Here is a 25,202-nt window from a genome sequence, read left to right as displayed (position 1 = left end):
TCCATCCCGAACACAGCCGTTAAGCCCTTCAGCGCTGATGGTACTGGGACGTGAAGTCCTGGGAGAGTAGGTCGCTGCGACTCCTTACCTTCTAACTATATAAAAAGTAAAAGCCTTTTTTATATTCTCTGTGACAGAGAGTGTGAAAAAGGCTTTTTTCCATGACCGACGGCCTGTACCGACGGCCTGAATGGAAGATATGGATACGGGTATGTACGATAAAAAAGCAAACAATTAACAGAAACGTTCGAAGCTGCGAGTTCGGCGATATTCATCTGGAACTGATTTCTGCTCTGGTACCGGTGGCTGCAAAGCAAATGACGGGAGGATCTGTCTTGAACGAAATGGCACAGGCTTTTTTGCTGATTTTTTTGGCTGAAATGGGTGATAAAACGCAAATTTTAGCTATGACCTTTGCAACGCGCTATCCCATGCGGAAGGTGCTGGCAGGTGTTTTTCTGGGCTCGCTGTTCAATCACGGAATTGCTGTCTTCGTCGGCACCTTTTTGACAGTGGTGCTGCCCGTTCAGTGGCTGGGGGTTATTGCCTCGGTCTCTTTTCTGTTTTTTGGATATTGGGCACTGCTGGCGAGTGATGAGGAATCAGAAACCAGAATGTTACAGTTGGGACCTGTGTTGACAGTGGCAACAGCGTTTTTCATTGGCGAGCTGGGAGATAAGACACAACTCACGGCCATGGCACTGGCCACCCAGTCAGGTGCGCCGCTGGCCACGCTGGCAGGGACAACCATGGGGATGGTGGGTGTCAGTGCGCTGGGCATTATAGCAGGGAAACTACTGGGAGATCGTGTGCCCGAGGTGGCACTGAAGCTGATTGCAGCGAATGTATTTTTTGTGTTTGGTGTCATTGGCCTCTATAACACCCTGCCGATGGAATGGATTTATCCTTACAGTGTTGCTGTGTTCATGGCACTGATGTTGATGACAGCCCTTCCGCTGATGCGGCGTGCTGTTCGGGAACACCGGCTGGATCAGACCGCACTGAAAGACGTGGCAGTTATTTTAAAGTTAGACCTGGAACAAATAAGGCATTCGGTGGACCGGATATGCAATGATAAAGCTGCCTGTGCAAGCTGTGGTAAAGATGAATGCCCTGTGTTTGAGCTGGAAACGCTTATTGAAGAAGCTGTCTCCCGGGAAAACGCCATTTTAAAACAGATGCGGTCACCCAAAATTAAGGTGCTTCGGGAATTTAAACGCCAGCATCTGTATGATACTCTCAAGGTTGTGTACACCACCTGCCGCCACTGCCAACCTCACCATGAGACCTGCGTACTGAATCAGACCCGGCTGGTACTTGAAAAACTTCTGTTTGGTCATTCACTGGCATTTCAGGGAGACTGGGATCAGTATCTGGAGCAGATCCATCAGGAAGATCATGACTACTACCACAGCCATTTGCAGCACTGGCACGAGACCATTAAAAATGAAAACAGGCGCTGTACCGATGAACTACCGCAACCCCGTGCAGATGCAAAGCCCGAATGATCCGGAGGTACTTCTTGATGAATACCTGTGGTATAATAACAGAGAATGCATGAATGATTTCGTGACAATAAATGCAATGACAGAGGCATGGGAGGCTGTTAATCGTGATGGGAGTCAGGCAGACAAGCGAACTTGGGCAGTGGAAGCGGCACGGTATTCTGGGGGTGTGTCTGGCCTTGGCCCTTACCCTGGGAATGACAGGATGTCAAACGGCGGTTCGTCAGCCGATTTACGAAACAGCTGGGGCCATGGAAGCCTGGGATGATGAAGAACTGGCAACCATACCGGTGAAAGGCAGCGACTACATGGTGCAGCCTGACAGCAGCTGGGAGCCTTTTAAAATTTACCGGGAAGTCAAGGGTATTTATATGACGGGCAATACCATTGGACTGCAATGGCGCTTTGAAGAAATTCTCAATGAAACCAATCAGTCAATCATCAATGCCTGGGTGGTGGATGTGAAGGATGATCACGGCACAATGACCTATGCATCTGGCATCCCCATGGTAAATGATTTGGGGCAGGATGCCCGGGTGAAGGTAAGGGATTTTCAGGAAGCCATGGATATCATGCATTATCATGACATTTACCCCATCGCTCGCATCGTGACATTCAAAGACGTCATTGCTGCTGCGGGAAACCCCCACTGGGCCATTCAGACCCATGAAGGGCAGGTGTGGCGGGACCGAAAGCAGGATGCATGGCTGAATCCATACAATCGGGAAGCGTGGGACTATTTGGTGGATATTGCCAAGGAAGCGGCCACGCGGGGATTTTACGAAGTTCAGTTTGACTATGTGCGGTTTCCCACAGATGGCCCCCGGGAGCAAATTGATTATGGCGAAGCTGGCGAACAGGAAACCATGGCAGAGGCCGTTGCCGCTTTCCTGTCTTATGCCCGGGAAGAACTGAAACCGTATGGGGTTTATGTATCGGCAGATATTTTTGGCCTGGTGCCGGCGGTCACAGACGACATGCGGCTGGGGCAGCACTTGGAAACATTGGCTGTTGCCGCGGATATTCTGTGCCCCATGGCGTACCCTTCTCACTACGCATTGGGTACCTTCGGTGTTGCTGTTCCTGATCTTGAGCCTTATCCCATTCTTTATGAAACCATGAAGCGAGCTGTTGACAGGATCGAAGACATGAATACCGATGAACCCAAAGCGGTGCTGCGCCCATGGATTCAGGATTTCACCGCCAGCTATTTGGGGAGAGGCTATTATCAGAGGTATGGTGCTGAGCAGGTGCGTGATCAGATCAGAGGCACCTATGACAGTGGTGTCAATGAATGGATCCTCTGGAATGCAGGCAATAACTACACTTGGGAAGCACTGCGAGAAGACATTCCGCGGAATACTCCATAGAAGAAAAGCGCTGGTAATGACAGATACCAGTGCTTTTTTAATGGTTAAAAAAGTGTGTGTGAAAACGGAGAATGATGTCACGCCTGCTGAGGAGAAACCGGTATCATGACAGGGACAAATTACCCGATATTTGGTGAATGGTAAAATGATTGGCAGAATCTGTTTAAACCGAACAATATATGGTATAATTTAACCTGCAGCACAAAGTTGAAACACAACATATGGGTATTGCTTCGACAAAAAAAGAAAAGACGGGCATCCTGATCACCCACTCTTTTCAGCTGTAAATCACAAGAGGAGGCGCAAAATGAATATTCGAAAGCGTGATGGCCGATTGATGGCATTTGATGTGGGAAAAATCAGCAATGCCATTGAAAAAGCCATGACAGAAACGAAGGTTGGTGTTGATCATCATCTTAGTCACGCCATCGCACGCCAGGTGGAAGAAGCGGTTAAAGGGCAACAGCAGCCGGTTCATGTGGAAAACATACAGGACCTGGTGGAGCTGCATTTAATGGACAGTGAACGAAAAGATGTTGCCAAAAACTACATCATCTACCGGAATGAACGGAATAAGAGCCGGGCGATGCGCCAGGAATCAGACTATCGTGTCATCGGGGACGGATTTGTCAGTAAATACAAACATTTGCCCAATCCAATGGCACAGTTGGGCAGCTTTGTCTATTACCGCACCTATTCACGCTGGCTGCCGGAGGAAAACCGGCGGGAATACTGGTGGGAAACCGTTCGACGGGCAGTGGAATACAACTGCAGCCTGGTGCAAACCACCCGGGAAGAAGCTGAGAAGCTGTATGACAATATTTTTCACCTGAAGCAGTTTCTTTCAGGCCGTACCTTCTGGGTAGGGCACACCCCGGTGGCCGAGCACTACCCCATGGCGAACTATAATTGCGCCTTTATTATTGTGGATGCCATTGGAACATTAAAGGAACTGTTTTACCTCCTGATGCTGGGCAGTGGTGTGGGCGCTCGCATTCTGCGGTCAGACGTGGAACAATTGCCTCAAATGCGTACCGATTACGAGTTGATCCATAAGGACTATAACCCGGTGCCGCCTTCACTTCGGGAAGACAACACCAGCATGCAGTTCATGCACAACAATACGGTGAAAATCACGGTGGGAGACAGCAAAGAAGGCTGGACTCAGGCACTGGACCATTTCTTCCAGCTATTAACCAACAGTGAATACAAAAAAATCAAAACAGTGATTGTTGACTATGATCATGTGCGCCCCAAAGGTGAAAAACTGAAAAACTTTGGTGGAACCGCCAGCGGTCACACAAGTCTGAAAAACATGTTTGCCAAGATTGATGTAGTGATTCGCAAACGGGGCTGGATGGAAGGCAAAAATCGGGTAAAGATGCAACCGGTGGATATGCTGGACATCATCAATATCATTGGTGAAAATGTGGTGGTGGGCGGCGTGCGCCGCACTGCAGAAATGGTGCTCATTGACCCTGAAGACGCAGACAGCATCCGGGCAAAATCGGAACTCTACAAAAAAATTGATGGTCAGTGGATCGTGGACCAGGAGCTAATTCACCGGCAAATGAGCAATAATTCGATTTACTATGATGCCAAACCGGATCGCGAAACCCTTCACTGGCTTTTGGAACAGATGCGTTACTCGGGTGAACCGGGATTTGTGAACGCGGAAGCTGCACAAAAACGCCGGCCCAATATGAATGGGGTGAACCCCTGCGGAGAAATTCTGCTGGACACAAGAGGCGTCTGCAATCTGACCACCATCAATGTGTTTGCTTTTGTCAGGGAAGATGGCTCCCTTGATCATGAAGGGCTGATGGAAGCCCAGCGCCTCTCCGCCCGGGCAGCCTATCGAATGACTTGCGTTGAGCTGGAACTTCCCAGTTGGGATGCGGTGCAGCGTCGTGACAAGCTGGTGGGTTGCAGTCTGACGGGCTGGCAGGATCTGGTGAATGCCCTGCAACTGACAATGGAGCAGCAGGTGGAACTGTTGCAATCTTTGCGTCAGGCCGCCAGGGAAGCAGCAGACCATTATGCCGATGAAATCGGAGAAAACCGGCCCCTGCTGGTGACCACTGTCAAACCAGAGGGAACACTCTCCCAGTTGCCGACGGTATCATCAGGGGTGCATTACTCCCACTCCCCTTACTATGTCAGGCGAATTCGTGTCAGTGCCCAGGACCCGCTGGTGAAGGTGTGCGAAGATCTTGAATATCCTGTCTATCCGGAAGTGGGTCAGGACCCGGAAAATTGTACCACCAAAGTGGTGGAGTTCCCGGTGAAGGCTCCGGCAGGTAAAACCAAATCCGATGTCAGTGCCATTGAACAGCTGGAAAACTACCGCATGTTCATGGATCACTATGTGGATCACAACGCCTCCATCACGGTGCATGTACGGGACGATGAGTGGGAAGCCGTGGAAGAATGGATGTGGAAACATTGGGATAGTGTTGTAGCGGTGAGTTTCCTGTCCTTCGGCGAAAGCTTTTATCAGCTGATGCCCTACGAAAGTATCACTGAAGAAGAGTACCTGAAACGAAGGGATGCCATGAAGCCGTTTATTGCTTCTCTGATCAACCGATATGAAAATCCAAACTTCCGTTTTGATCCCACAGACAGCAGCTGCGAAAATGGCGTGTGCCCCATCCGCTAAACAATGATAAAACACCTGAGCAGGTGCGTTGCCGACGTGATCGTTGCAGTGCACCTGCTTGATGATTTATGGTTTGGTGCCGATCAAGAACAAGACGCTTTGTTGCGAACAGTCGGAGAAACCAAACATGCATACCGGCGAATAAGGCAGAATAGTGGTTTAAAAAGAAATATCAAAATAAATTAAAATTTCCTGTCAACAAAAGAAGGATTTTGGCAATTCATCGCGAATACTTCCATATGATTAAAATTCAGCAACTAAACAGGGAGGAACAAGGATGAAAGTGTACGAAGCCGAAAAAATCAGAAACATAGCGCTGTTGGGTCATGGTGGCAGCGGTAAGACAACCTTCTGTGAGGCAGCGCTGTATGCTGCAGGCGTTTCCAACCGGATGGGAAAAGTGGAAGACGGAAACACTTTTTCCGATTTTGATAAAGAGGAAATCAGCCGTAAGACATCCATTAATACCACTGTGATACCTGTTGAATGGAACGGATTTAAAGTAAACTTGATTGACACTCCCGGATATTTTGACTTTGTGGGTGAGGTGCAGGCGTCCATTAAGGCGGCAGGCGGTATGGTAATTTTCATCGATGCCACCGGCGGCATTGAAGTCGGAACTGAAAAAGCCTGGAAAATTGCAACGGATAAAAAGATTCCCACGTTTATTGCCATTAATAAAATGGATCGGGAAAACGTTGACTATGATCAGATTATTGCGGATTTACGGGAACGCTTCGGGAAAAAGGTGGCACCTTTCCAGATTCCGTTGGGATCAGAAGAAACCTTCATTGGAAACGTGAACGTGGCCCGCATGACAGCCCGTGAATATACGGGAAAAGACTGCGTTGAAAAACCGATTCCCGATGCATTGCAGGAACAGGCCCAGGAAATGCGGGAACTCCTAATGGAATCAGTGGCTGAAAGTGACGAGGAACTGCTGGAAAAATACTTTGGTGGGGAAGCCTTCACAGAGGAAGAGATTCAGGTGGGGCTTCGAAAAGGCGTCATCAGCGGTGAAATTGTTCCGGTAATATGTGCTTCGTTTGTCAAAAATGTGGGAACCCACACCTTGCTGGACATGCTGTGCGACTATTCTCCTTCTCCGGCAGATATGCCGCCCAAAAAAGGTATTAATCCAAAAGATGACCAGGAAGTGGAAAGAAGCCTGGCGCCCACAGAACCATTCTCGGCCCAGGTCTTTAAAACAGTGGTGGATCCATTCATTGGTAAAATTTCCATCCTGAAAGTTATCTCCGGCAAGCTCACGGCAGATATGGAAGTGCTGAACAGTAACAAAGGTGAAAAAGAACGCATTGGCTCGCTTTTCTTCCTGCGGGGCAAAAATCAGCTTGAGACAAAAGAAGTCAAGGCGGGAGACGTTGCAGCAGTGGCAAAACTGCAACACACACACACCGGTGACACCCTGTGCAGTGTGAACGATCCCATCATCTTCAGCGGTATTGAACTGACAGAACCCCAGCTGTACCTTGCTGTTGAGCCAAAGGCGCGGGGTGATGAGGAGAAGATTGGCAACGGATTGCAGCGACTTTCAGAGGAAGATCCTTCCTTCAGCTTTGAAAGAAATGCAGAAACCAAGCAAACGCTTATTCGTGGACAAGGCGAGCTGCACATAAAAGTCATCACCAGCAAGCTGAAGAATAAATTTGGTGTTGAAGTGGAACTGAGTGATCCGGTGGTGCCGTACAGGGAAACCATCAGGGGAAAAGCCGATGTACAGGGGAAACACAAAAAACAATCCGGTGGCCGTGGCCAGTACGGAGATGTGAAAATGCGCTTTGAGCCTTCTGATGAAGAATTTATTTTCGAAGAAGTTATTTTTGGAGGCTCAGTGCCCAAGGCCTATATTCCTGCTGTTGAGAAAGGCATTCGTGAAGCCATGGTGACTGGCGTGTTGGCTGGATACCCGGTGGTTAATTTCAAGGCACAGCTCTACGATGGTTCTTATCATGATGTCGACTCATCAGAAATGGCTTTCAAAATTGCCGCCTCCCTGGCCTTTAAAAAAGGACTGGAGGAAGCAAAGCCGGTGCTGCTGGAACCCATTGTGAAGGTGGAAGTGCGCGTGCCGGAAGAATACATGGGAGATGTGATGGGTGATATGAACAAGCGTCGGGGACGCATTCTCGGAATGGAACCCCAGGAAGATGGGTCGCAAAAAGTGACAGCAGAGGCGCCCCAGTCTGAAATGTTCAAGTATGCCATTGACCTTCGTTCCATGACCCAGGCCCGGGGCGATTTCACCATGGAATTTGTAAGATATGAAGAAGTGCCGGCGAATATCAGTGATAAGGTTGTTGAAGCCGCCAGAGCGGCGAAGGAAGAACAGCATTCCTAACAATCAGATAGGAATGGACTGAAAAACACCAGACGAAAATTTGAAATAAGCCTCCGAAATCCTTGATTTCGCGAGGCTTATTTGCTATGATTAAAGTCAAAGATAGTCAACCAATAGCATGTAAAGAAGGTGAACTCATGGCAACAATCAGTGATGTGATCGAAAGCTTCCTCAAGGAGTTGATACGCCAGAGTCAAGGACAGGCGGTGGAAATTCAGCGCAATGAAATTGCCAAACACTTTGATTGTGCGCCCTCCCAGATAAACTATGTGCTGACAACGCGTTTTAGTGTGCAACATGGGTATACCATTGAAAGCCAGCGAGGCGGCGGTGGGTATATTAAAATCATGAGGCTGAGACCAGAACGAAATCCATCTGTCCATCAGATTCTCATGGAAGAAATTCGGGACAATGTCACCAAAACCCAGGCAATGCGATTAATCAGAGCATTGCAGGAACAGAACCTGATTAACGATCGGGAAGCCAGGCTGATGAGGGCGGCAACCAGCGATGTGGTGTTGGCGTCCCCGTTGAACAATCGGGATTATATGCGTTCCCGGATATTGAAAGCCATGCTTTCAGCCTTGATCCACTGATGAAAGGAGGCGTTGGCGGTGTTGTGTGAACACTGTCACCAACGACAGGCTCATGTACATGTCAGTCAAACCGTTAATGGTCAAACCCGCGAGAGTCATTTGTGTGAGACGTGTGCCCTTGATTTAAAGGAACAGGGATCCTCCTTTTCTTTTAGCGTGCAGGACTTTTTAAAGGGTTTTTACGAAGAAGCAATGGATCAGGAGATGAACTTGGACAACGCGGCCGCTAAAAAGTGCAGTGGTTGCGGACAAACCTATGCTGACTATAAACGCACGGGTGTTTTTGGGTGCCCTGTATGCTACAAAAGTTTTCGGCTGGTGATCATGCCCCTGGTGAAGCGCATTCAGGGACATTTACAACACACCGGTAAAGTTCCAACAAAAATAGAACGGGTTTATCGCTTTGAAAAAAAGAAACAACAATTGCAAAGTGCCCTTAAAGAGGCTGTGAAAAGAGAGTCGTTCGAAAAGGCAGCCGAACTACGGGACCAAATTGTCCTGCTGGAGCAAAAAATCCTCCACATAAAGGAGGGAGCCTCATGAGTCATTCCATTTCACCTGCGGGCCCTCATCAGGATATTGTCATCAGCAGCCGGGTACGCATTGCCCGTAATCTGGTATCTTTTCCCTTTCCCCACCGCATGTCGTCTGACCAGTCTCTGGAACTGGTTCAGCAAGTACAACAGGCTGTGACAGCTATCGGTCCACATGACCATCATCCTTTTCGGTGGATCGCTTTGCGTGACATTAACCCGGTCGACCGGCAGACCTATGTGGAAGATCATCTCATCAGCCCTGCGCTGGCAGATAATCCGGAAAACGGCGGATTTTTCATTGACAGCCAGCAGCGTCGCAGCATGATGGTCAATGAAGAGGATCATTTGCGGATACAGTGTATGTTAAAGGGACTGCAGCTGGAAGAAGCCTGGAAGGAAGCTGATCAGTTGGATGATCGACTGGGGCGTCTGCTGCCGTTTGCCTTTGATGAGACGTTCGGATACCTGACAGCCTGTCCCACCAATGTGGGTACCGGAGTGAGAATTTCGGTGATGCTCCATTTGCCGGCCTTGACCTTGTTGGGCTTCATCAATGGGTTGATTCATGCCGCCGGACAACTGGGTTTTGCGGTGAGAGGTGTTTTTGGAGAGGGATCTGAATACATGGGGAATCTTTATCAGATTTCAAACCAGATCACCCTGGGTTTGCAAGAACCTGAAATTATCAGCAACCTGGAAGATATTGTCTTGCAGGTCATCCAAAAGGAACGGATGGCGCGCAAAAATCTCCTATCCCGTCAACGGATTGACCTGGAGGATAAAGTGCATCGTTCGCTGGGAATTTTAACCCATGCCCGGCGACTTTCCCGAAAAGAAGCCATGCAATACCTGTCAGATCTTAAGCTGGGGGTATCACTGGGGATGATCAGCACATGCACCCTGGACGATCTGCACCAGCTGATTGAGCTCATACAGCCGGCGAATCTGCAGAAACACTGTGGAGAACTGCTGCGCGAAGTTGAGCGGGACTGCCGCAGGGCTGAACTGGTTCGCAAGATATTAACCGAAGGAGGCGTCTCAGATGTCCATGAATGAACGATTTACCGAAAGAGCTCAGAAAGTAATCCTGCTTTCCCAGGAGTTTGCCCAACAACTTGGCCATCATTACGTTGGGACGGAACACCTGCTGTTGGGACTCCTTCAAGAAGATGAGGGAGTGGCGGCAGAAGCACTGAAAAACCTGGAAGTCAGCATGAATACCCTGAAAGACCGGGTGATGCGTGTCGTGGGAACCGGGCAGCAAAAGGGCCAGCTACTGGGCTTTACACCCCGCACGAAACGAATTTTCGAGTTGAGTTTTGCTGAAGCCCGCCAACTGGGGCATAATTATATTGGAACAGAACACCTGCTGCTTGGTTTGATTCGGGAAGGAGAAGGTGTTGCCAGCAAAATTTTGATGGAAATGGGCTTGAAACCAGATCAGGTACGGGAAGAAGTGTTTAAAATTTTGCAGGCAGGACAAGCATCAGGTGAAGGAGATCCCCGCCAGAAAACAGGAAGAGAAAACAGTGGCACTCCTGTGCTGGATCAATACAGCCGCAATCTGAATCAGATGGTCAAAGACGGCAAAGTTGATCCTGTCATTGGAAGAAGTGAGGAGATTCAGCGTGTTATTCAGATTCTAAGTCGCCGAACAAAAAATAATCCATGCATCATTGGTGAAACCGGCGTGGGCAAAACTGCCATTGCCGAAGGGCTGGCACAAAAAATTGTGGCGGGTGATGTGCCACAGAATCTGAAAGATAAACTGATTATCACACTGGACCTTGCAGGCATGGTGGCTGGTGCCAAATACCGGGGAGAATTTGAAGAGCGGCTGAAAAAAGTGATGGAAGAATTACGAAATTCTGGTCACATCATCCTTTTTATCGATGAAATACACACCATCATTGGAGCTGGTGCCGCTGAAGGCGCCATTGATGCCTCCAACATTCTGAAACCGGCGCTGGCCCGGGGTGAAATCCAGGCGATCGGTGCCACAACGGTGGATGAATACAAAAAACACATTGAAAAAGATGCGGCTTTGGAAAGACGCTTCATGCCCATTCGCATCGAAGAACCTTCAGTGGAAGACGCCCTCCTTATTCTGGAAGGACTTCGCGACAAATACGAGGCGCATCATCGCGTGAAGATTACTGATGAGGCGCTGAGGGGGGCTGTGGAGTTATCCCACCGGTATATCTCTGACCGATTTTTGCCGGACAAAGCCATTGATCTTGTTGATGAAGCCGCTTCCAAAATTCGTTTGCAGAACATCACCACACCGCCAGATCTGAAAGATCTGGAAGAAAAGCTGCAACGCATTCAAAAGGAGAAGGAAGAGGCCATCAGCCTTCAGGAATTTGAACGGGCAGCCACCTTGCGGGATCAGGAAAAAACAGTGCGGGAAACCATTGAAAAGCACAAACATCAGTGGTACAAGCTGAAAGAAGCTCAAAAGCCCATTGTGGGCGAAGAAGAAATAGCTGATATTGTGGCCAGCTGGACAGGGATTCCAGTAAAAAAACTACAGCAGGAAGAATCAGACCGGCTCCTGAACATGGAAAACATTCTGCATCAGCGTGTGGTGGGCCAGCAGGAGGCCATTGAATCTGTGTCGAAGGCCATTCGCCGGGCGCGGGTGGGCCTGAAAGATCCCAAGCGCCCTGTGGGTTCCTTTATATTTCTTGGGCCGACAGGTGTGGGGAAAACAGAACTATCAAGAGCGCTGGCCGAAGCCATTTTTGGTGATGAGCAGGCAATGATTCGGGTAGATATGTCTGAGTACATGGAAAAGCATACTGTTTCCAAACTCATTGGGTCACCTCCGGGCTACGTGGGGTACGATGAAGGTGGCCAGCTGACGGAAAAAGTGCGGCACAAACCTTATTCAGTGATCCTCTTTGATGAAATTGAAAAAGCGCACCCGGAAGTCTTCAACGCCCTGCTGCAAATCCTGGATGACGGTCGTCTTACCGACAGCAAGGGGCGAATGGTAAACTTCAAAAACACCATCATTATCATGACATCCAATGTGGGCGCCCATAATATCCGCAAGCAGAAGAGTCTGGGATTCGCGGCCAATGCTGACCAGGAGAAGCAGCATCATTATGACAAGATGAAAGACAACATCATGGAGGACTTAAAAAAGACCTTTAGACCTGAGTTTTTAAATCGAATCGACGACATGATCGTATTCCATTCGCTGGAAGAGGAAGATATTGCCGGTATTGTTGAACTTCTGGTGGCAGAGCTTGGGCGACGCCTGGGAGCCATGGACATTCATCTTGAACTGACTCAGGAAGCTAAAAAACTCATCGGCAGGCAGGGATTTGATCCTCAGTACGGTGCCCGACCGCTGAAAAGAACCATTCAGAAACTGCTGGAGGACCGTCTGACAGAAGAAATTCTAAAAGGCACTGTTCAACCAGGAGGAACGGTTCAGGTGGAGGCGGATGGAGAAACCTTGCAATTTGTAACCCAGTTGCCTTCGAGTTGACGTGAGTTGAAAATCCAAGTGAAAAACGGAGGATTTCATGAAAAAGACCAAAAAAGTGTTTCTTTGCCGCGAGTGCGGTTTTGAAAGCCCCAAGTGGATGGGGCAATGCCCGGCATGCCTTCAATGGACAACCATGGAAGAATTCCAGGAAGCTTCATCAGGCAAAAATAGGGCCAAGGCAGCGGCAGGAGAACGGCGCCGTCCCAAACCCATAGGCAATATTCCCACAGGTCAGGAGCAGCGCTTTCTAACGGGTATTGCTGAGTTTGATCGAGTGCTGGGCGGCGGCATGGTACAGGGGTCGCTGGTGTTGATATCCGGCGAGCCAGGAGTTGGGAAATCCACCCTCATTCTTCAGGCTGGGAGTGGAATTGCCCGGCGGTCGGGATTGGTGCTTTATGTGACGGGCGAAGAATCGGAGGAACAGATTCATTTTAGAGCAGCTCGCACCGGTGCCATTGCCGATGAACTTTACGTGGTATCAGAAACAGATGTGGTGCATATTTTAGATGAGATAGAACGGATTAAACCTGTATTTGTGATTGTGGACAGCGTTCAGACATTATTTCACCCGGAACTGACCTCGGCTCCGGGCACCGTTTCTCAGATCAAAGAATGTGTCAATGGATTGATGCGTAAGGCAAAGGAAGGCAATATTGCCATGATGCTGGTGGCCCATGTGACCAAACAGGGTGATTTGGCAGGCCCCCGGGTGATTGAGCACATTGTGGACACGGTGCTTCATTTTGAAGGGGAGCGCACTCAGGAATACCGGATTCTCCGGTCGGTGAAAAACCGGTTTGGAACCACCAGTGAAATTGGTGTGTTTGAAATGCGTCAGGAAGGATTGGTGGAGGTGGGGAATCCGTCGGCGCTGTTTCTGGAGTCCCTCAGTCAGGAAGAAGAAGGTGCCATGGTGGCAGCGATTGTGGAAGGAACCAGGCCGTTGCTGGTGGAGCTTCAGGCCCTGGTGACACCCTGCAATGCAGGATTTGCCAGACGCACCACCATCGGTGCAGATGCCAACCGCCTGGGGCTCATGGTGGCAGTTCTTGAGAAAAAAATCGGGATCCCCCTCATGCAGCAGGATGTATACCTCAATGTGATTGGCGGATTGCGCCTGGAAGGTACGGCTGCTGACCTGGCCATGGCGCTGGCCATGTACTCCAGTTTCAGAGGGAAGCCCTTGCCTGTAAAAAATACGGTGGCCATTGGTGAAATCAGTCTGACAGGAGAGGTGCGGCCGGTGGGGCAAATTGAAAAAATGATAAGGGAAGCTCAGAAACTGGGCTTTACCCGATGCCTCATTCCTCAGCGGAACCTGGTGAAACTGCCGAAAGTGAAGGGGATGGAGCTGGTGGGAGTCTCCACCCTGAAAGAGGCAATTCAACAGGTTTTTCAGCTGAAGCCGGCACATGGATGATTCAGATGCCACTGATGTGTATGAAAACATGATTGACATTGGAGAGGCCCTATGATAACATTTTGCGTTTGTGCTTTGTTGACAGGCTCTGACGACTGCGCTATACTGAAAGAGTAGAGAACAGGATTGGCAGAGTCTGGGGGGTAGGGCATGTTTAAAATTGGCGATAGAATTGCCTATCCGGTGCACGGAGCCGGAGTGATTGAAGCCATTGAAGAACGAAATATTCTGGGGGAAAACCGGCGGTATTATGTGATGCGCATGCCGCTGAACGACATGAAAGTGATGATTCCCATGGAGAATGTGGATGAAATCGGCGTCAGACCGATCATCAGTTTTGAGGACCTCAGCCACGTTTTTGCTGTGCTTTCGGCAGATGTGACAAAAATGCCCCAGAACTGGAACCGGCGTTATCGGGCGAATATGGATCGCATCAAAAGCGGCGATATCTTTGAAGTTGCTGAAGTGGTACGTAATCTGGTGTTGCGGGACCGCGAAAAATCCCTCTCCACCGGCGAACGAAAGATTCTCAACAATGCCCGGCAAATACTCATCAGTGAAATCATTTTAGCGGGAAATCTTCCGGAGACCGAAGCCACCAGCATGATTGAAAATGTGATTAAATAAAGCCCCTTAGTGGGAACAAGGAAACATCGGCGAAAAAACTTCCCGGAGAGATGCATTTTCTGTTATACTCAGGATATGTGCCTGCGGGTATTTTCTTCGTTGCGTGTTTCTTTTTTTGGGTACGAATGAGATGAAGACGCTTTCGAATGAAATTTGGACCACGCAGGTGCAACAAAAGTGGCTTTTGTCACGTCATGACTGAAAGGAGGTGAAGGTAACATGAACAAAATTTTAAAATGGGTGGTTACCATTCTTGGTAGTCTGACGGGCATCACGGTCTATATTTTCATTGCACGTCATGAACAGGTGATGGTGATCGACAGCGTGGGGTTGTTTTTATTCGGACTCATAACAGCTGCTATGGTAAGCGGCGGCCTTTTTTTTGTACTATCCCCCTGGTTAATCAATCTTGGGCGAAATCTTGCCAACTGGATCATCAACGAACTCTCGGGCGTTCCGGTGGAGAAACTGATCACCGGGTCGGCCGGGCTTATTGTTGGTCTGATTATTGCCTATCTCATCAGCGGACTGTTGAACAATATTCCCATTCCCTTTATCAGTGTCATCATTTCAGTGGTGGTTTACCTGTTTTTGGGATACCTGGGAATTAGTCTTGCAACAAAAGCTGGAGAATATGTCAGTCTGGGAAATGTTCTGAAAAAAAATGTGCTCCGAGCAGATGACAACGCCAAAAAGCCGGCAAGTGTTCGGGAGGGTATTCCGAAGATCCTGGATACCAGCGTCATCATCGACGGACGTATTGCCGATATTTGCCGTACCGGGTTTGTGGAAGGGCCATTGATCATTCCTGAATTTGTGCTGGAAGAACTGCGCCACATTGCCGATTCTTCAGCGGCTCTCAAAAGGAACCGGGGCAGAAGAGGCCTGGATGTGCTGGCCATTATTCAAAAGGAGCTGCCCATTCAGGTGAAAATTGTGGACCATGACTTTCCCGATGTTCATGAAGTGGACATCAAGCTGCTGAAGCTGGCGCAGGCCATGGCAGGAACAGTGGTAACCAATGACTACAACCTGAACAAAGTGGCATCTCTGCAAGGTGTGGACGTGCTTAATATTAACGAACTGGCAAATGCTGTGAAACCGGTGGTGCTTCCTGGCGAAGAAATGCAGATTGAAGTGATCAAAGACGGTAAAGAAGCTGGTCAGGGGCTGGCCTATCTGGATGACGGCACCATGATTGTGGTGGAAAACGGCCGCCGCTATATTGGTGAAACCATTGATGTGCTGGTTACCAGCGTGTTGCAGACGGCTGCAGGGCGCATGATTTTTGCTAAACCCAAAAATGGACATTGAGCTGTTGAAACAGGCCGGTTATAGGAACGATCAACGAACTGAAACTATCACAGAAACAGGAATGAGTGCCATGCCTCATCAATTCCAAGACCAGCCATGGCTGGCAATGATTGTCGCAGCAGCCGGCACCGGCAGCCGCATGAAAATGGATCAACGCAAGCAGTTTGCCACCCTTGGGGGAATGGTGCTGCTTGCCATGACACTGAAACAGCTGCAACAGGACCCGAATGTGAAAGAAATCATTTTGGTCTCTCATCCCAATGAGTTGGCAAGAGTACAGCAGGAAATTTTGGTATCCGGTCATATGACCAAGGTAACGCAGCTGGTTGCGGGTGGTGCCAGCCGTCGTGAATCGGTGGAAGCCGGGTTGGCGTCAGTGAACTCTCGGGCCACCCACATTGGCATTCATGACGGGGCAAGACCTTTGGTAACAAGCGCCCTGATTCAGCGAATCTTTCAGGCTGCCCAGAAAGCAGATGGCGCAATTCCCGGACTGCCGGTGACGGATACCCTGAAACGGGTCGATGATAAAGGGATCATCACAGGCACGGTTTCACGGGTACAGCTTTGGAGCGTACAGACGCCTCAAATATTCTCGGCAGCCGGCATTCAGCAAGCATATGAGAGGCTCCCCGGGGAAGCTGCTCCAACGGATGATGCGGCAGTGATGGAAGCGGCCGGGTTTTCTGTTCAGATAGTGACCGGATGCGATGAAAATATCAAGATCACCGTTCAGGAAGATTTGCGCAGGGCAGAGGCAATTCTGGAATCCAGGAGGCGGCACCATGAGAATTGGTAACGGATTTGACGTTCATGCACTGGTCACCGGCCGAAAACTCATCCTTGGGGGAGTCGAAATTCCCCACGAAACAGGGCTGGCGGGTCACTCTGATGCAGATGTACTCACCCATGCCGTGATGGATGCATTGTTGGGAGCGGCAGGCCTGGGAGACATCGGCAGGCACTTTCCTGACGATGATCCCGCTTATTTCAACATTGACAGTCTCCTCCTGCTGAAACAGGTGATGAACCAGTTGAAGCAACACGGTTTGATGGTGGAGTACGTTGATGCCGTCATCATGGCCCAGCGGCCAAAGATGGCCCCTCACTTAGATGCCATGAAGCAGCGCCTTGCCGAAACCATGGGAATTTCTGAAAGTCGGCTGAATCTGAAAGCCACCACCACTGAAAAACTGGGTTTCGTGGGAAGAGAAGAGGGGATTGCCGCCCAGGCGGTAACATTGCTAAAAGAAACGGTGACTGCAAAAACCGTTCAGGAATGAGTATATCAGATCTAATAAAAGAAATTCAGTGATACAGGATCTGTTGGAATAATCGCAGACGTCATCACTGAACTTGAAAGTTGATGCAGGCACAAACGACAATTGAAGCATGAATGGCAGACAAAAATAGTCATGACAGACGAAAATAGTCATGATAGACAGAAACACTATAGAAGAGGGGTTAGTGGAATGGCAAAAAACCAAAAGCAGTTTGTGGAAGAAATCACACCCATGGAGGTGGATTTTGCCCAATGGTATACAGATGTCATTAAAAAAACCGATCTGGTGGATTATTCGCCGGTGAAAGGTTTTATGGTGATTAAACACTATGGTTATGCTATTTGGGAGAACATACAGGCGTATATGGACCGGCGTTTCAAGGAAACCGGCCACAAAAACATGTATTTCCCCCTGTTGATCCCGGAAAGCCTGCTTCAAAAAGAAGCTGAGCATGTGGAAGGCTTTGCTCCAGAAGTCGCATGGGTGACCCATGGGGGCGATGAAGAGCTGGCGGAGCGTCTTTGTGTTCGACCCACTTCAGAAACCATTATCTGTTCCATGTACGCCAAATGGCTGAGTTCTTACCGGGATTTGCCCTTCCTCTACAACCAGTGGTGCAATGTGGTGCGTTGGGAGAAGAGCACCCGTCCTTTTCTGCGCACATCTGAATTTCTTTGGCAGGAAGGCCACACACTGCACGAAACCTATGATGAAGCGCAGGAAGAAACCCTTAAAATGCTGAATGTTTACCGGGAAACGGCAGAAAATCTGCTGGCAATGCCAGTGGTGGTTGGCCGTAAAACCGATCGGGAAAAATTTGCCGGTGCCTACGCCACATACACCATGGAAGCCTTGATGCATGACGGCAAAGCGCTTCAGGCAGGCACATCCCACAACCTGGGCCAACATTTTACCAAAGCTTTTGAAATTGAGTACCAGGACCGTGAAGGGAAGCAACAGCATCCTTACCATACATCCTGGGGTGTTTCCACTCGTCTCATCGGCGGGATCATTATGGTTCACGGTGATAACCGCGGGCTTTCGCTGCCGCCAGGCATTGCTCCCATTCAGGCTGTGATTGTTCCCATTGCCGCTCATAAGGGGGGCGTCAATGAAGCTGCTGCTAAAATCTTTGAAGAACTGAAACCGGCGTTCCGCATGGAACTGGATGACAGAGAGCAATATTCTCCAGGCTGGAAATTCAACGAATGGGAAATGAAAGGTGTTCCCCTGCGCATTGAAATTGGCCCCCGGGACTTGGAGCAAGAGCAGGTGGTGCTTTTCCGCAGAGATACCCTTGAAAAAGAAACCTGCTCATTGAGTCAGGTGAAACAGCGGGTGGGTGAACTGCTGGAAGCCATACAGAAAAACCTGCTGGAAAAAGCCAGAGAAATGCGGGACCAGAAGACTCATGTGGTACATGATGAAGAGACCTTCAAACGGATTATGAAAGAAACCCCTGGTTTTGTAAAAGCCATGTGGTGCGGTGATGAAGACTGCGAAGAGCGGGTCAAGGCAGAAACCGGCGCCACCATTCGCTGCATCCCTTTCGAACAGGAAAAACTGGGAGACACCTGTCCCTTCTGCGCAAAGCCTGCAGAGCAAATGGTCTACTATGCAAAAGCCTATTGATTTCAGCGGGTGCTGATTAAAACAGACAGAACGGCCCCTGGGAAAACCAACCGGTGATAATGGGTAATATCTGTCTTTTGAAAACAACAGCCAGTTTGTGATAATGGCATCGAGCAAGAAGGAAAGGAGGCGTTTTAATGAGTGTTCGCGTGCGATTTGCACCCAGTCCGACCGGTTTTCTGCATGTGGGAGGACTCAGAACAGCACTGTATAATTACTTGTTTGCCAAAGCCCATGGAGGCACTTATCTGTTAAGGATAGAAGATACCGATCAGGAGCGCTTTGTGGAAGGGGCCGTTGAAAACCTGCTGCGCTCCCTTGAATGGGCAGGCGTTCATCACACAGAGGGCGTCATGCTGACAGAAGAAGGCCAGGTGACGGAAAAAGGCGATAAAGGTCCCTATGTTCAGTCGAAGCGCCTGGATATCTACAGCCGCCATATTCGGTCACTGCTGGACTCAGGTCATGCCTATCCCTGTTTCTGCACAAAAGAGCGACTGGATGCCCTGCGTGAGAAAGAGCGTCAGGAAAAAGGCGGTTCACGTTACGACGGACACTGTCGTTCGCTTGACACTGAAGAATGCGCTGCCCGTATGACTGCCGGCGAACCTCATGTGATTCGCCTGAAGCTGCCGGCACACACAGATATCCAGTTCCATGACCTGGTACGGGGCACCGTCACCATGAACACCGATGACTTGGACGATCAGGTGCTTATCAAATCTGACGGGTATCCCACTTACCACTTTGCAGTGGTGGTGGATGACCATCTCATGGCCATCACCCATGTGATTCGGGGAGAGGAATGGCTGGCATCCACTCCCAAGCATGTTTATTTATACCAGGCAATGGGATGGGAAGCACCCACATACGTACACTTGCCCAACATCCTGAACATCGATCGGAAAAAACTCAGCAAGCGCCAGGGCGATGTGGCAGCGGAAGATTTCCGTCGAAAGGGATATCTGCCGGAGGCGCTGGTGAACTTTCTGGCGCTGGTTGGCTGGAGTCCTGAGGACAATGAAGAACTCTTCACACTGGCCGATCTGGAACAAAAGTTTTCCCTGGACCGGGTTTCCAAAAGCGGTGGGGTTTTTGATCTGAAAAAACTCAACTGGATGAGTGCCCATTACATGCGGGAGGCCGATCTGGAAGTGCTCACAGACCTTGCAATTCCCTGCCTTCAGGAAGCGGGCCTTATCACGCCTGATGAAGCCGAAGCCAACAGACAATGGGTGACCAGTCTGGTGGCAATATTACGGGAAAACCTTCATTATATGTCGGAACTCCCTGAAAAAGCAGCGGTTTTTTTCCAGGAAAATCTGGAAGTGGAGTCGGGAGAAGCCGAAGAATGGTGGGTGTCGGAGGCTCTTGAGACCTTGCGGCCAGTACTGACAGAGCAGCTTGCTGCCCTGGGGTCCATGGATGAGGCAGTCATCAAGCCGGTGTTTAAAGCCATTCAAAAAGAAACGGGACTGAAGGGTCCCCAGTTTTTCAAACCCCTGCGTGTGGCCCTTACCGGGCGGGTACACGGACCAGATCTGATGCTGGTGATGAAAGTCCTTGGAAAAGAACGGATTTTGAAACGACTTGAACAGCACCTGTAAGCCATAACGTGATGAATGAGTTCAACTGCCGGTGGAAATCACCGGTGCGAAAAGTCGGATTAAGTAGCCTCGCCACCCAACAGAGAAAGATGTCACGGCTGAAAACATCTTAATGGTGACGCCAAATGCACCCGGCCCCTCAGTGGGTTTCTTTCGCCGGATCAGCCTCCGTTAACAGCTGTTATGAGAGGGCAGGCCCTGACAGGGTCCGTCAATCAGAGTGGAACCGCGACAGGCAAGTCGTCTCTGAACAGGCTGTTCAGTGGCGGCTTGCTTTTTTGAATCAATTTTAAAACAAACCATGCGACCATCATGAAAGGAGAAATGACCATGGCCATCATGCTTTACAATACGCTCACCAGGCAAAAAGAAACCTTCTCTCCCATTGAACCCGGTAAAATCCGCATGTATGCCTGCGGGCCAACTGTCTACAATTATTTTCACATCGGTAATGCCCGTACCTTCATCACCTTCGATGCATTGCGGCAGTATTTCGAGTACCGGGGATATGAAGTCACTTTTGTGCAAAACTTTACAGATGTGGATGACAAAATTATCCAACAGGCACTGAAAGAAAACCTGACTTCTGTGGAGGTGAGTGAAAAGTACATTGAAGCGTATTTTGCTGATGCAGACAGCCTGGGAATCCGCCGGGCCGATGTTCATCCCAGGGTCACAGAAACCATCCCTGAAATCATCGCCTTCGTGGAAGCGCTGATTCAAAAGGGCGTTGCCTATGAACAGCAGGGAGATGTCTATTTTGATGTCACTGCGTATCCTGCCTATGGAAACCTCTCCAAACAAAGCCTCGATGAACTTAAGGCCGGAGCACGAATTGAAGTGAATGAGCAGAAAAAAAGCCCCCTGGATTTCGCCCTCTGGAAAGCCGCCAAACCCGGTGAACCTTTCTGGGAAAGCCCCTGGGGACCAGGACGGCCAGGCTGGCACATCGAGTGCTCCGCCATGGCCCGCAAGTATCTGGGAGAAACCATCGACATTCATGGCGGCGGCGGGGATCTGACCTTCCCCCACCATGAGAATGAAGTGGCTCAAAGTGAAGCCCTCACCGGCAAACCCTTTGCTAATTATTGGGTACATGTGGGGTATCTCAACGTCGATAACCGCAAAATGTCCAAATCACTCAATAATTTTTTCACTGCCAGGGAAATAGCTGCTGAGTATGACCTGGAAGTGGTGCGTTTCTTCATTTTGTCGGCCCACTATCGCAATCCCATTAACTTCAGCAGAGAAGCCATGACTGCTGCCAGAAGCGGGCTGGAGAGACTCTATACTGCCCTGGAAAACTGGCGGTACTATCATGATCACGCCCCTGAAACCGAAGGAACGGAAGACCAGAACCAGATCGCCACATTGGAAAACTATCGGGAACGATTTATGGCAGCAATGGATGACGATTTCAATACGGCAGACGGACTGGGCATTATTTTTGAACTGGTGAAGGCCGGGAATGCACTGCTGACAGAAAAACCAGGCAGAAAAGTACTGCAGCGAGCACTGGAACTGCTTCAGGAGCTGGCGGGCGTGCTGGGACTGCTTCAAAAAGAAGACACCTCAGAAGGCTCGCTGGAAGATGCTGTGGAAAAGCTCATAAGCGAACGGCAACAGGCGCGGCAGAACCGGGATTTTGCTCGGGCTGATGCCATACGGGATCAGCTGAAAGAACAGGGCATCGTACTGGAAGACACCCCCGAAGGAATCAAGTGGAAGCGGGTTGTCAATGACCGGTAAATCCCCTATAATCCAGAGTAGAATCCTTGGAAGGAAAGGGGGTCACAATAGTAAAAATGGATGTTCAGGAAATGTTGGAACAAATGAAAGACAGCGGTGAAACGGCGGGTCATCAGGTGGAAACCATGGCACCTCTCACCCTGGCCTATATGGGAGATGCCATTTTTGAAATGTATATGCGTGACTACTTAATTCGAAAACCCCATACCACCATTCATCGGTTGCATCGACGCACGGTGACATATGTCAATGCAGTGGCTCAGGCAGAAATGGTACGGCAGCTCCAGCCCTTCTTGACAGACCTGGAAAAGAACGCGGTGAGGCGGGGTAGAAACCAAAAATCGGGAACAGTGCCCCGAAACACAGACCCGGCAACCTATCGGGTGGCCACCGGCTTTGAAGCGCTTTTGGGGTGGCTTTACTATCGCAACGAGCTTTCGCGGTTAATGGCTGTTATGACAAAAGCCGTCGAGCTGCTGGAAAAAACCAGAGAGGAGGCGGGATCCTCTCATGAAGCGATATGACCGGCGCATGGCCGGCATTGTTTTGGTGTTGCTCCTCCTACTGAGTATGAAGTCAGTTTTTCTTGATCCGGTCAGGCCGTCAACCAAGATCCTTGAACAGTATGCCGGATTTGCCCGGCTGGCGGCACCGCTCCAAATCGGTATGCCGCCTTTACTGGAAAAGCTGCACACCTTCCGCACCATCAGTGTGAAGCAGGTGTCGGAAGAGGGCAATACCCTGATCCTTTATCCGGTGCCCGGGGAAAACAAACTGGAAGAAGTCCAGCTTACCGGCACATATGAAGCCCGTGTTCGGGGGTATCTGTTTTTTGTGTTGCCAGTGAAACAAATTCTGATTGAAGGAGGACTTGAAAGCCATGGAAACGACACCCAGAGTTGACCTGATTGCTCATACCCCAGAACCTGAAAAGGTGGTGGCGGCTGCTGCCCGCCTGTGCTATTCTTCCCATGGGGTGACCACTCTTCTGGACGAAATGAGTGATGCAGAAATCAAGCGGCTGGTGGGAATTCTTAGTGACATGGGGCACCAGTCTCCTTTTGAACATGTCAGTTTTACCTTTGCCATTGAAGGTGTCTCCCGCAGCCTGACACATCAACTGGTAAGGCACCGCATTGCCAGCTTTTCCCAGAAAAGCCAGCGTTATGTGAGGGAGGGTGGTTTTGACTATGTCATACCCGAGGCAATCGAAGAAGATGACGCCCTCAAAATCATTTACCTGAAAGCCATGGCAGATCAGCAGGCAGCGTATGACCAGCTGGCCGATGGTTTGAAAGAAAAACATTTGAAACAGCTTGTTAATGAAGGTCTTTCAGAAAAAAAAGCAGCAGGAATCGCTGAAAAAGCGGCCATCGAAGATGCCCGTTATGTGCTTCCCAATGCCTGCGAAACTAAAATTGTCGTGACCATGAATGCACGCAGCCTGCTTCATTTCTTCAATGTCCGCTGTTGCAACCGAGCCCAGTGGGAAATAAGGGTAATGGCTACAGAAATGCTGCGCCAGGTCAAGCAGACTGCTCCCAATCTGTTTCGGGTTGCCGGACCGGATTGTGTCAGCGGCCCCTGTGGTGAAGGTGCCATGAGCTGCGGAAAAAGCCGTGAAGTGGCAGAGCAGTTTCGTAATTTGTAGCGAAAGGAATGAAAAAACATGTCAGATCAGCTGGAAGGCAGAAATGCTGTGCGGGAAGCACTGAGAGCAGGCAGGGAAATACTGGAAATTTTTCTTCTGACTTCTGGAAAAGACCGGGTTTTACAGGAGATTCGTGACCAGGCAAAGAAAAAGCGTGTCCCGATCAAATTAATGGAAAGACAGGAACTGGATCGCATCTCCCGCAGTGATAATCATCAGGGAGTGATTGCGGTGGTGCCTGCGTTTCAATACACTTCCATGGAAGTGATGATTCGAAAAAGTCAAACAGAAAAAACGCCGTTGATTCTTATTTTAGACGGGGTGGAGGATCCCCACAATTTGGGTTCCATTCTCCGCAGTGCAGAAGTTTTTGGAGCGCATGGCGTCGTTATTCCCAAGCGCCGGGCAGCCGGCGTCACGCCGGTTGTATCCAAGGTTGCCAGCGGTGCGCTGGAACATATACCGGTAGCACAGGTTTCCAACCTGACAGATACATTGAAGCAACTTAAAAAAGAAGGATTCTGGATTGCCGGCGGTGAAGGCGGCAGCAGTGTCAATGTCATGGATCAGGATCTGACTGGTCCTTTGGGATTAGTCATCGGCAGTGAGGGAAAAGGGATTTCTCGCCTGGTGAGGGAACACTGCGATTACCTGGTGAGAATTCCCATGGCGGGCAGTACCGGTTCCCTGAACGCTTCTGTGGCGGCAGGAGTGCTGCTGTATGAAATATCCCGGCAGCGGCTTCGGCAAACGATGAGTTCGGAGGCAGCCAGGTGAAAGAAATACTGATTCTGGATGGCTATAATGTGATGAACGCACTCCCTGAGCTGCAGGCAATGGTAAAACATGACTTTCAGGGAGCGCGGGACCGTCTCATTGATCTGATGGCTGAATACCGTACTTTTCGGGGAATTGATGTGCGCATTGTTTTTGATGCCCATTTGGCCCCTCGTGCCCGGGAACACCGTGAAATCATACAGGGCGTTGAAGTGATCTTCACAAAAGAAAAAATGACAGCAGACAGTTATATCGAAAAATCCATCGAGGAACTTGCCAAAAAAAGACAGGTCATCGTGGTCACCAATGACTGGACAGAACAGCTGATGGTGTTGGGCAGCGGTGCGGTACGGGTAAGTGTGCGTGAACTGCAGCTGGATCTCACAGCTGCCCGTGGGCGTATCAGAGAAACTGCCTGTCAGCTCAGGCACGAGAAAGACTTTCTTTCCAATCGAATCGATGAAAAAACACTTCAGAAATTGGAGGTTTTACGCAATAAATCTGAAAAAAAGCCGTCGTCCAATCGACGGAACCGCTCAGATGATCGTCGTCGCTGAGGTTGTTGAGGCATCGGTTGACGACAGGGGAAGGCATGGGATATAATAGCGGTAGTTT

At 49.7% G+C, this 25,202-nt stretch carries 21 protein-coding genes and 1 rRNA gene; all 22 read left to right on the top strand.

What is annotated here, in order from left to right:
• Nucleotides 1–83, top strand: a 5S ribosomal RNA gene (gene rrf / locus QOL74_RS18505); the annotation flags it as partial.
• A 261-nt stretch (nt 84–344) separates the two neighbouring features.
• Nucleotides 345–1,508, top strand: coding sequence for a TMEM165/GDT1 family protein (locus QOL74_RS17070; protein WP_283410714.1), 1,164 nt, complete (start codon nt 345–347; stop codon nt 1,506–1,508).
• Nucleotides 1,509–1,615: 107 nt separating this feature from the next.
• Nucleotides 1,616–2,875, top strand: coding sequence for a putative glycoside hydrolase (locus tag QOL74_RS17065; protein WP_283410713.1), 1,260 nt, complete (start codon nt 1,616–1,618; stop codon nt 2,873–2,875).
• 307 nt (nt 2,876–3,182) lie between these two features.
• Entirely contained in the window at nt 3,183–5,534 is a 2,352-nt protein-coding gene (gene nrdJ, locus QOL74_RS17060; RefSeq protein WP_283410707.1) for a ribonucleoside-triphosphate reductase, adenosylcobalamin-dependent, read from the top strand.
• A gap of 277 nt (nt 5,535–5,811) precedes the next feature.
• Nucleotides 5,812–7,893, top strand: coding sequence for an elongation factor G (gene fusA / locus QOL74_RS17055; protein ID WP_283410706.1), 2,082 nt, complete (start codon nt 5,812–5,814; stop codon nt 7,891–7,893).
• A 137-nt stretch (nt 7,894–8,030) separates the two neighbouring features.
• A complete protein-coding gene (locus QOL74_RS17050) occupies nt 8,031–8,489 on the top strand; it encodes a CtsR family transcriptional regulator (RefSeq protein ID WP_283410705.1) in 459 nt (152 codons plus the stop codon).
• A gap of 18 nt (nt 8,490–8,507) precedes the next feature.
• Nucleotides 8,508–9,032, top strand: coding sequence for a UvrB/UvrC motif-containing protein (locus QOL74_RS17045; RefSeq protein WP_283410704.1), 525 nt, complete (start codon nt 8,508–8,510; stop codon nt 9,030–9,032).
• Nucleotides 9,029–10,081: a protein arginine kinase gene (locus QOL74_RS17040; protein ID WP_283410703.1), complete on the top strand. Its 1,053-nt coding sequence runs from the start codon at nt 9,029–9,031 to the stop codon at nt 10,079–10,081. Before QOL74_RS17045 ends, QOL74_RS17040 begins: the two co-directional genes overlap by 4 nt.
• Nucleotides 10,074–12,524, top strand: a complete 2,451-nt coding sequence (locus QOL74_RS17035) for an ATP-dependent Clp protease ATP-binding subunit (RefSeq protein WP_283410712.1) — start codon at nt 10,074–10,076, stop codon at nt 12,522–12,524. Before QOL74_RS17040 ends, QOL74_RS17035 begins: the two co-directional genes overlap by 8 nt.
• A gap of 37 nt (nt 12,525–12,561) precedes the next feature.
• Nucleotides 12,562–13,947: a DNA repair protein RadA gene (gene radA / locus QOL74_RS17030; protein WP_283410702.1), complete on the top strand. Its 1,386-nt coding sequence runs from the start codon at nt 12,562–12,564 to the stop codon at nt 13,945–13,947.
• 150 nt (nt 13,948–14,097) lie between these two features.
• A complete protein-coding gene (locus QOL74_RS17025; protein WP_283410701.1) occupies nt 14,098–14,574 on the top strand; it encodes a CarD family transcriptional regulator in 477 nt (158 codons plus the stop codon).
• Nucleotides 14,575–14,793: 219 nt separating this feature from the next.
• Complete coding sequence (locus QOL74_RS17020) at nt 14,794–15,888, top strand: PIN/TRAM domain-containing protein (RefSeq protein WP_283410700.1); 1,095 nt, start codon at nt 14,794–14,796, stop codon at nt 15,886–15,888.
• On the top strand, nt 15,863–16,687 hold the full coding sequence (gene ispD / locus QOL74_RS17015; protein WP_283410699.1) for a 2-C-methyl-D-erythritol 4-phosphate cytidylyltransferase: 825 nt from the start codon (nt 15,863–15,865) through the stop codon (nt 16,685–16,687). Before QOL74_RS17020 ends, ispD begins: the two co-directional genes overlap by 26 nt.
• A complete protein-coding gene (gene ispF, locus QOL74_RS17010; RefSeq protein WP_283410698.1) occupies nt 16,674–17,171 on the top strand; it encodes a 2-C-methyl-D-erythritol 2,4-cyclodiphosphate synthase in 498 nt (165 codons plus the stop codon). The genes ispD and ispF overlap by 14 nt, the downstream gene beginning before the upstream one ends.
• Before the next feature lie 189 nt (nt 17,172–17,360).
• Nucleotides 17,361–18,803 carry a proline--tRNA ligase gene (gene proS, locus QOL74_RS17005; RefSeq protein WP_283410697.1) on the top strand — a complete coding sequence of 481 codons (1,443 nt, stop codon included), beginning with the start codon at nt 17,361–17,363 and terminating at the stop codon, nt 18,801–18,803.
• Nucleotides 18,804–18,940: 137 nt separating this feature from the next.
• Entirely contained in the window at nt 18,941–20,410 is a 1,470-nt protein-coding gene (gene gltX / locus QOL74_RS17000) for a glutamate--tRNA ligase (protein ID WP_283410696.1), read from the top strand.
• Between the two features lie 336 nt (nt 20,411–20,746).
• Nucleotides 20,747–22,159, top strand: coding sequence for a cysteine--tRNA ligase (cysS, locus tag QOL74_RS16995; RefSeq protein ID WP_283410711.1), 1,413 nt, complete (start codon nt 20,747–20,749; stop codon nt 22,157–22,159).
• 71 nt (nt 22,160–22,230) lie between these two features.
• Nucleotides 22,231–22,683, top strand: coding sequence for a Mini-ribonuclease 3 (locus QOL74_RS16990; RefSeq protein WP_283410695.1), 453 nt, complete (start codon nt 22,231–22,233; stop codon nt 22,681–22,683).
• Nucleotides 22,670–23,062 (top strand): hypothetical protein, encoded by a 393-nt coding sequence (locus tag QOL74_RS16985; protein WP_283410694.1) that lies wholly within the window; start codon nt 22,670–22,672, stop codon nt 23,060–23,062. The genes QOL74_RS16990 and QOL74_RS16985 overlap by 14 nt, the downstream gene beginning before the upstream one ends.
• Nucleotides 23,040–23,810, top strand: coding sequence for an FAD-dependent thymidylate synthase (gene thyX, locus QOL74_RS16980; RefSeq protein ID WP_283410693.1), 771 nt, complete (start codon nt 23,040–23,042; stop codon nt 23,808–23,810). Before QOL74_RS16985 ends, thyX begins: the two co-directional genes overlap by 23 nt.
• A gap of 18 nt (nt 23,811–23,828) precedes the next feature.
• A complete protein-coding gene (gene rlmB, locus QOL74_RS16975; RefSeq protein ID WP_283410692.1) occupies nt 23,829–24,587 on the top strand; it encodes a 23S rRNA (guanosine(2251)-2'-O)-methyltransferase RlmB in 759 nt (252 codons plus the stop codon).
• The gene (locus tag QOL74_RS16970; protein ID WP_283410691.1) at nt 24,584–25,144 is read left to right on the top strand and encodes an NYN domain-containing protein; all 561 of its coding nucleotides are present in this window, start codon (nt 24,584–24,586) and stop codon (nt 25,142–25,144) included. Before rlmB ends, QOL74_RS16970 begins: the two co-directional genes overlap by 4 nt.
• Nucleotides 25,145–25,202 lie beyond the last annotated feature (58 nt).

This window comes from Anoxynatronum buryatiense (assembly GCF_900182905.1).
In the GTDB taxonomy this organism is placed as follows: Bacteria; Bacillota; Clostridia; order Peptostreptococcales; family Tindalliaceae; genus Anoxynatronum; species Anoxynatronum buryatiense.
Note: the sequence above shows the minus strand (reverse complement) of the source record. Positions and strands in the feature narration are given on the sequence as shown.

What these genes read in the sequence shown, in the direction of transcription:
- nrdJ (WP_283410707.1), top strand. Translation starts at nt 3,183, where the DNA reads ATGAATATTCGAAAGCGTGATGGCCGATTGATGGCATTTGATGTGGGA.
- gltX (WP_283410696.1), top strand. Translation starts at nt 18,941, where the DNA reads ATGAGTGTTCGCGTGCGATTTGCACCCAGTCCGACCGGTTTTCTGCAT.
- radA (WP_283410702.1), top strand. Translation starts at nt 12,562, where the DNA reads ATGAAAAAGACCAAAAAAGTGTTTCTTTGCCGCGAGTGCGGTTTTGAA.
- QOL74_RS17035 (WP_283410712.1), top strand. Translation starts at nt 10,074, where the DNA reads ATGAATGAACGATTTACCGAAAGAGCTCAGAAAGTAATCCTGCTTTCC.
- QOL74_RS17065 (WP_283410713.1), top strand. Translation starts at nt 1,616, where the DNA reads ATGGGAGTCAGGCAGACAAGCGAACTTGGGCAGTGGAAGCGGCACGGT.
- QOL74_RS16990 (WP_283410695.1), top strand. Translation starts at nt 22,231, where the DNA reads ATGTTGGAACAAATGAAAGACAGCGGTGAAACGGCGGGTCATCAGGTG.
- QOL74_RS16985 (WP_283410694.1), top strand. Translation starts at nt 22,670, where the DNA reads ATGAAGCGATATGACCGGCGCATGGCCGGCATTGTTTTGGTGTTGCTC.
- thyX (WP_283410693.1), top strand. Translation starts at nt 23,040, where the DNA reads ATGGAAACGACACCCAGAGTTGACCTGATTGCTCATACCCCAGAACCT.
- QOL74_RS17020 (WP_283410700.1), top strand. Translation starts at nt 14,794, where the DNA reads ATGAACAAAATTTTAAAATGGGTGGTTACCATTCTTGGTAGTCTGACG.
- QOL74_RS17070 (WP_283410714.1), top strand. Translation starts at nt 345, where the DNA reads ATGGCACAGGCTTTTTTGCTGATTTTTTTGGCTGAAATGGGTGATAAA.
- QOL74_RS17050 (WP_283410705.1), top strand. Translation starts at nt 8,031, where the DNA reads ATGGCAACAATCAGTGATGTGATCGAAAGCTTCCTCAAGGAGTTGATA.
- fusA (WP_283410706.1), top strand. Translation starts at nt 5,812, where the DNA reads ATGAAAGTGTACGAAGCCGAAAAAATCAGAAACATAGCGCTGTTGGGT.
- ispF (WP_283410698.1), top strand. Translation starts at nt 16,674, where the DNA reads ATGAGAATTGGTAACGGATTTGACGTTCATGCACTGGTCACCGGCCGA.
- QOL74_RS17025 (WP_283410701.1), top strand. Translation starts at nt 14,098, where the DNA reads ATGTTTAAAATTGGCGATAGAATTGCCTATCCGGTGCACGGAGCCGGA.
- proS (WP_283410697.1), top strand. Translation starts at nt 17,361, where the DNA reads ATGGCAAAAAACCAAAAGCAGTTTGTGGAAGAAATCACACCCATGGAG.
- QOL74_RS17040 (WP_283410703.1), top strand. Translation starts at nt 9,029, where the DNA reads ATGAGTCATTCCATTTCACCTGCGGGCCCTCATCAGGATATTGTCATC.
- rlmB (WP_283410692.1), top strand. Translation starts at nt 23,829, where the DNA reads ATGTCAGATCAGCTGGAAGGCAGAAATGCTGTGCGGGAAGCACTGAGA.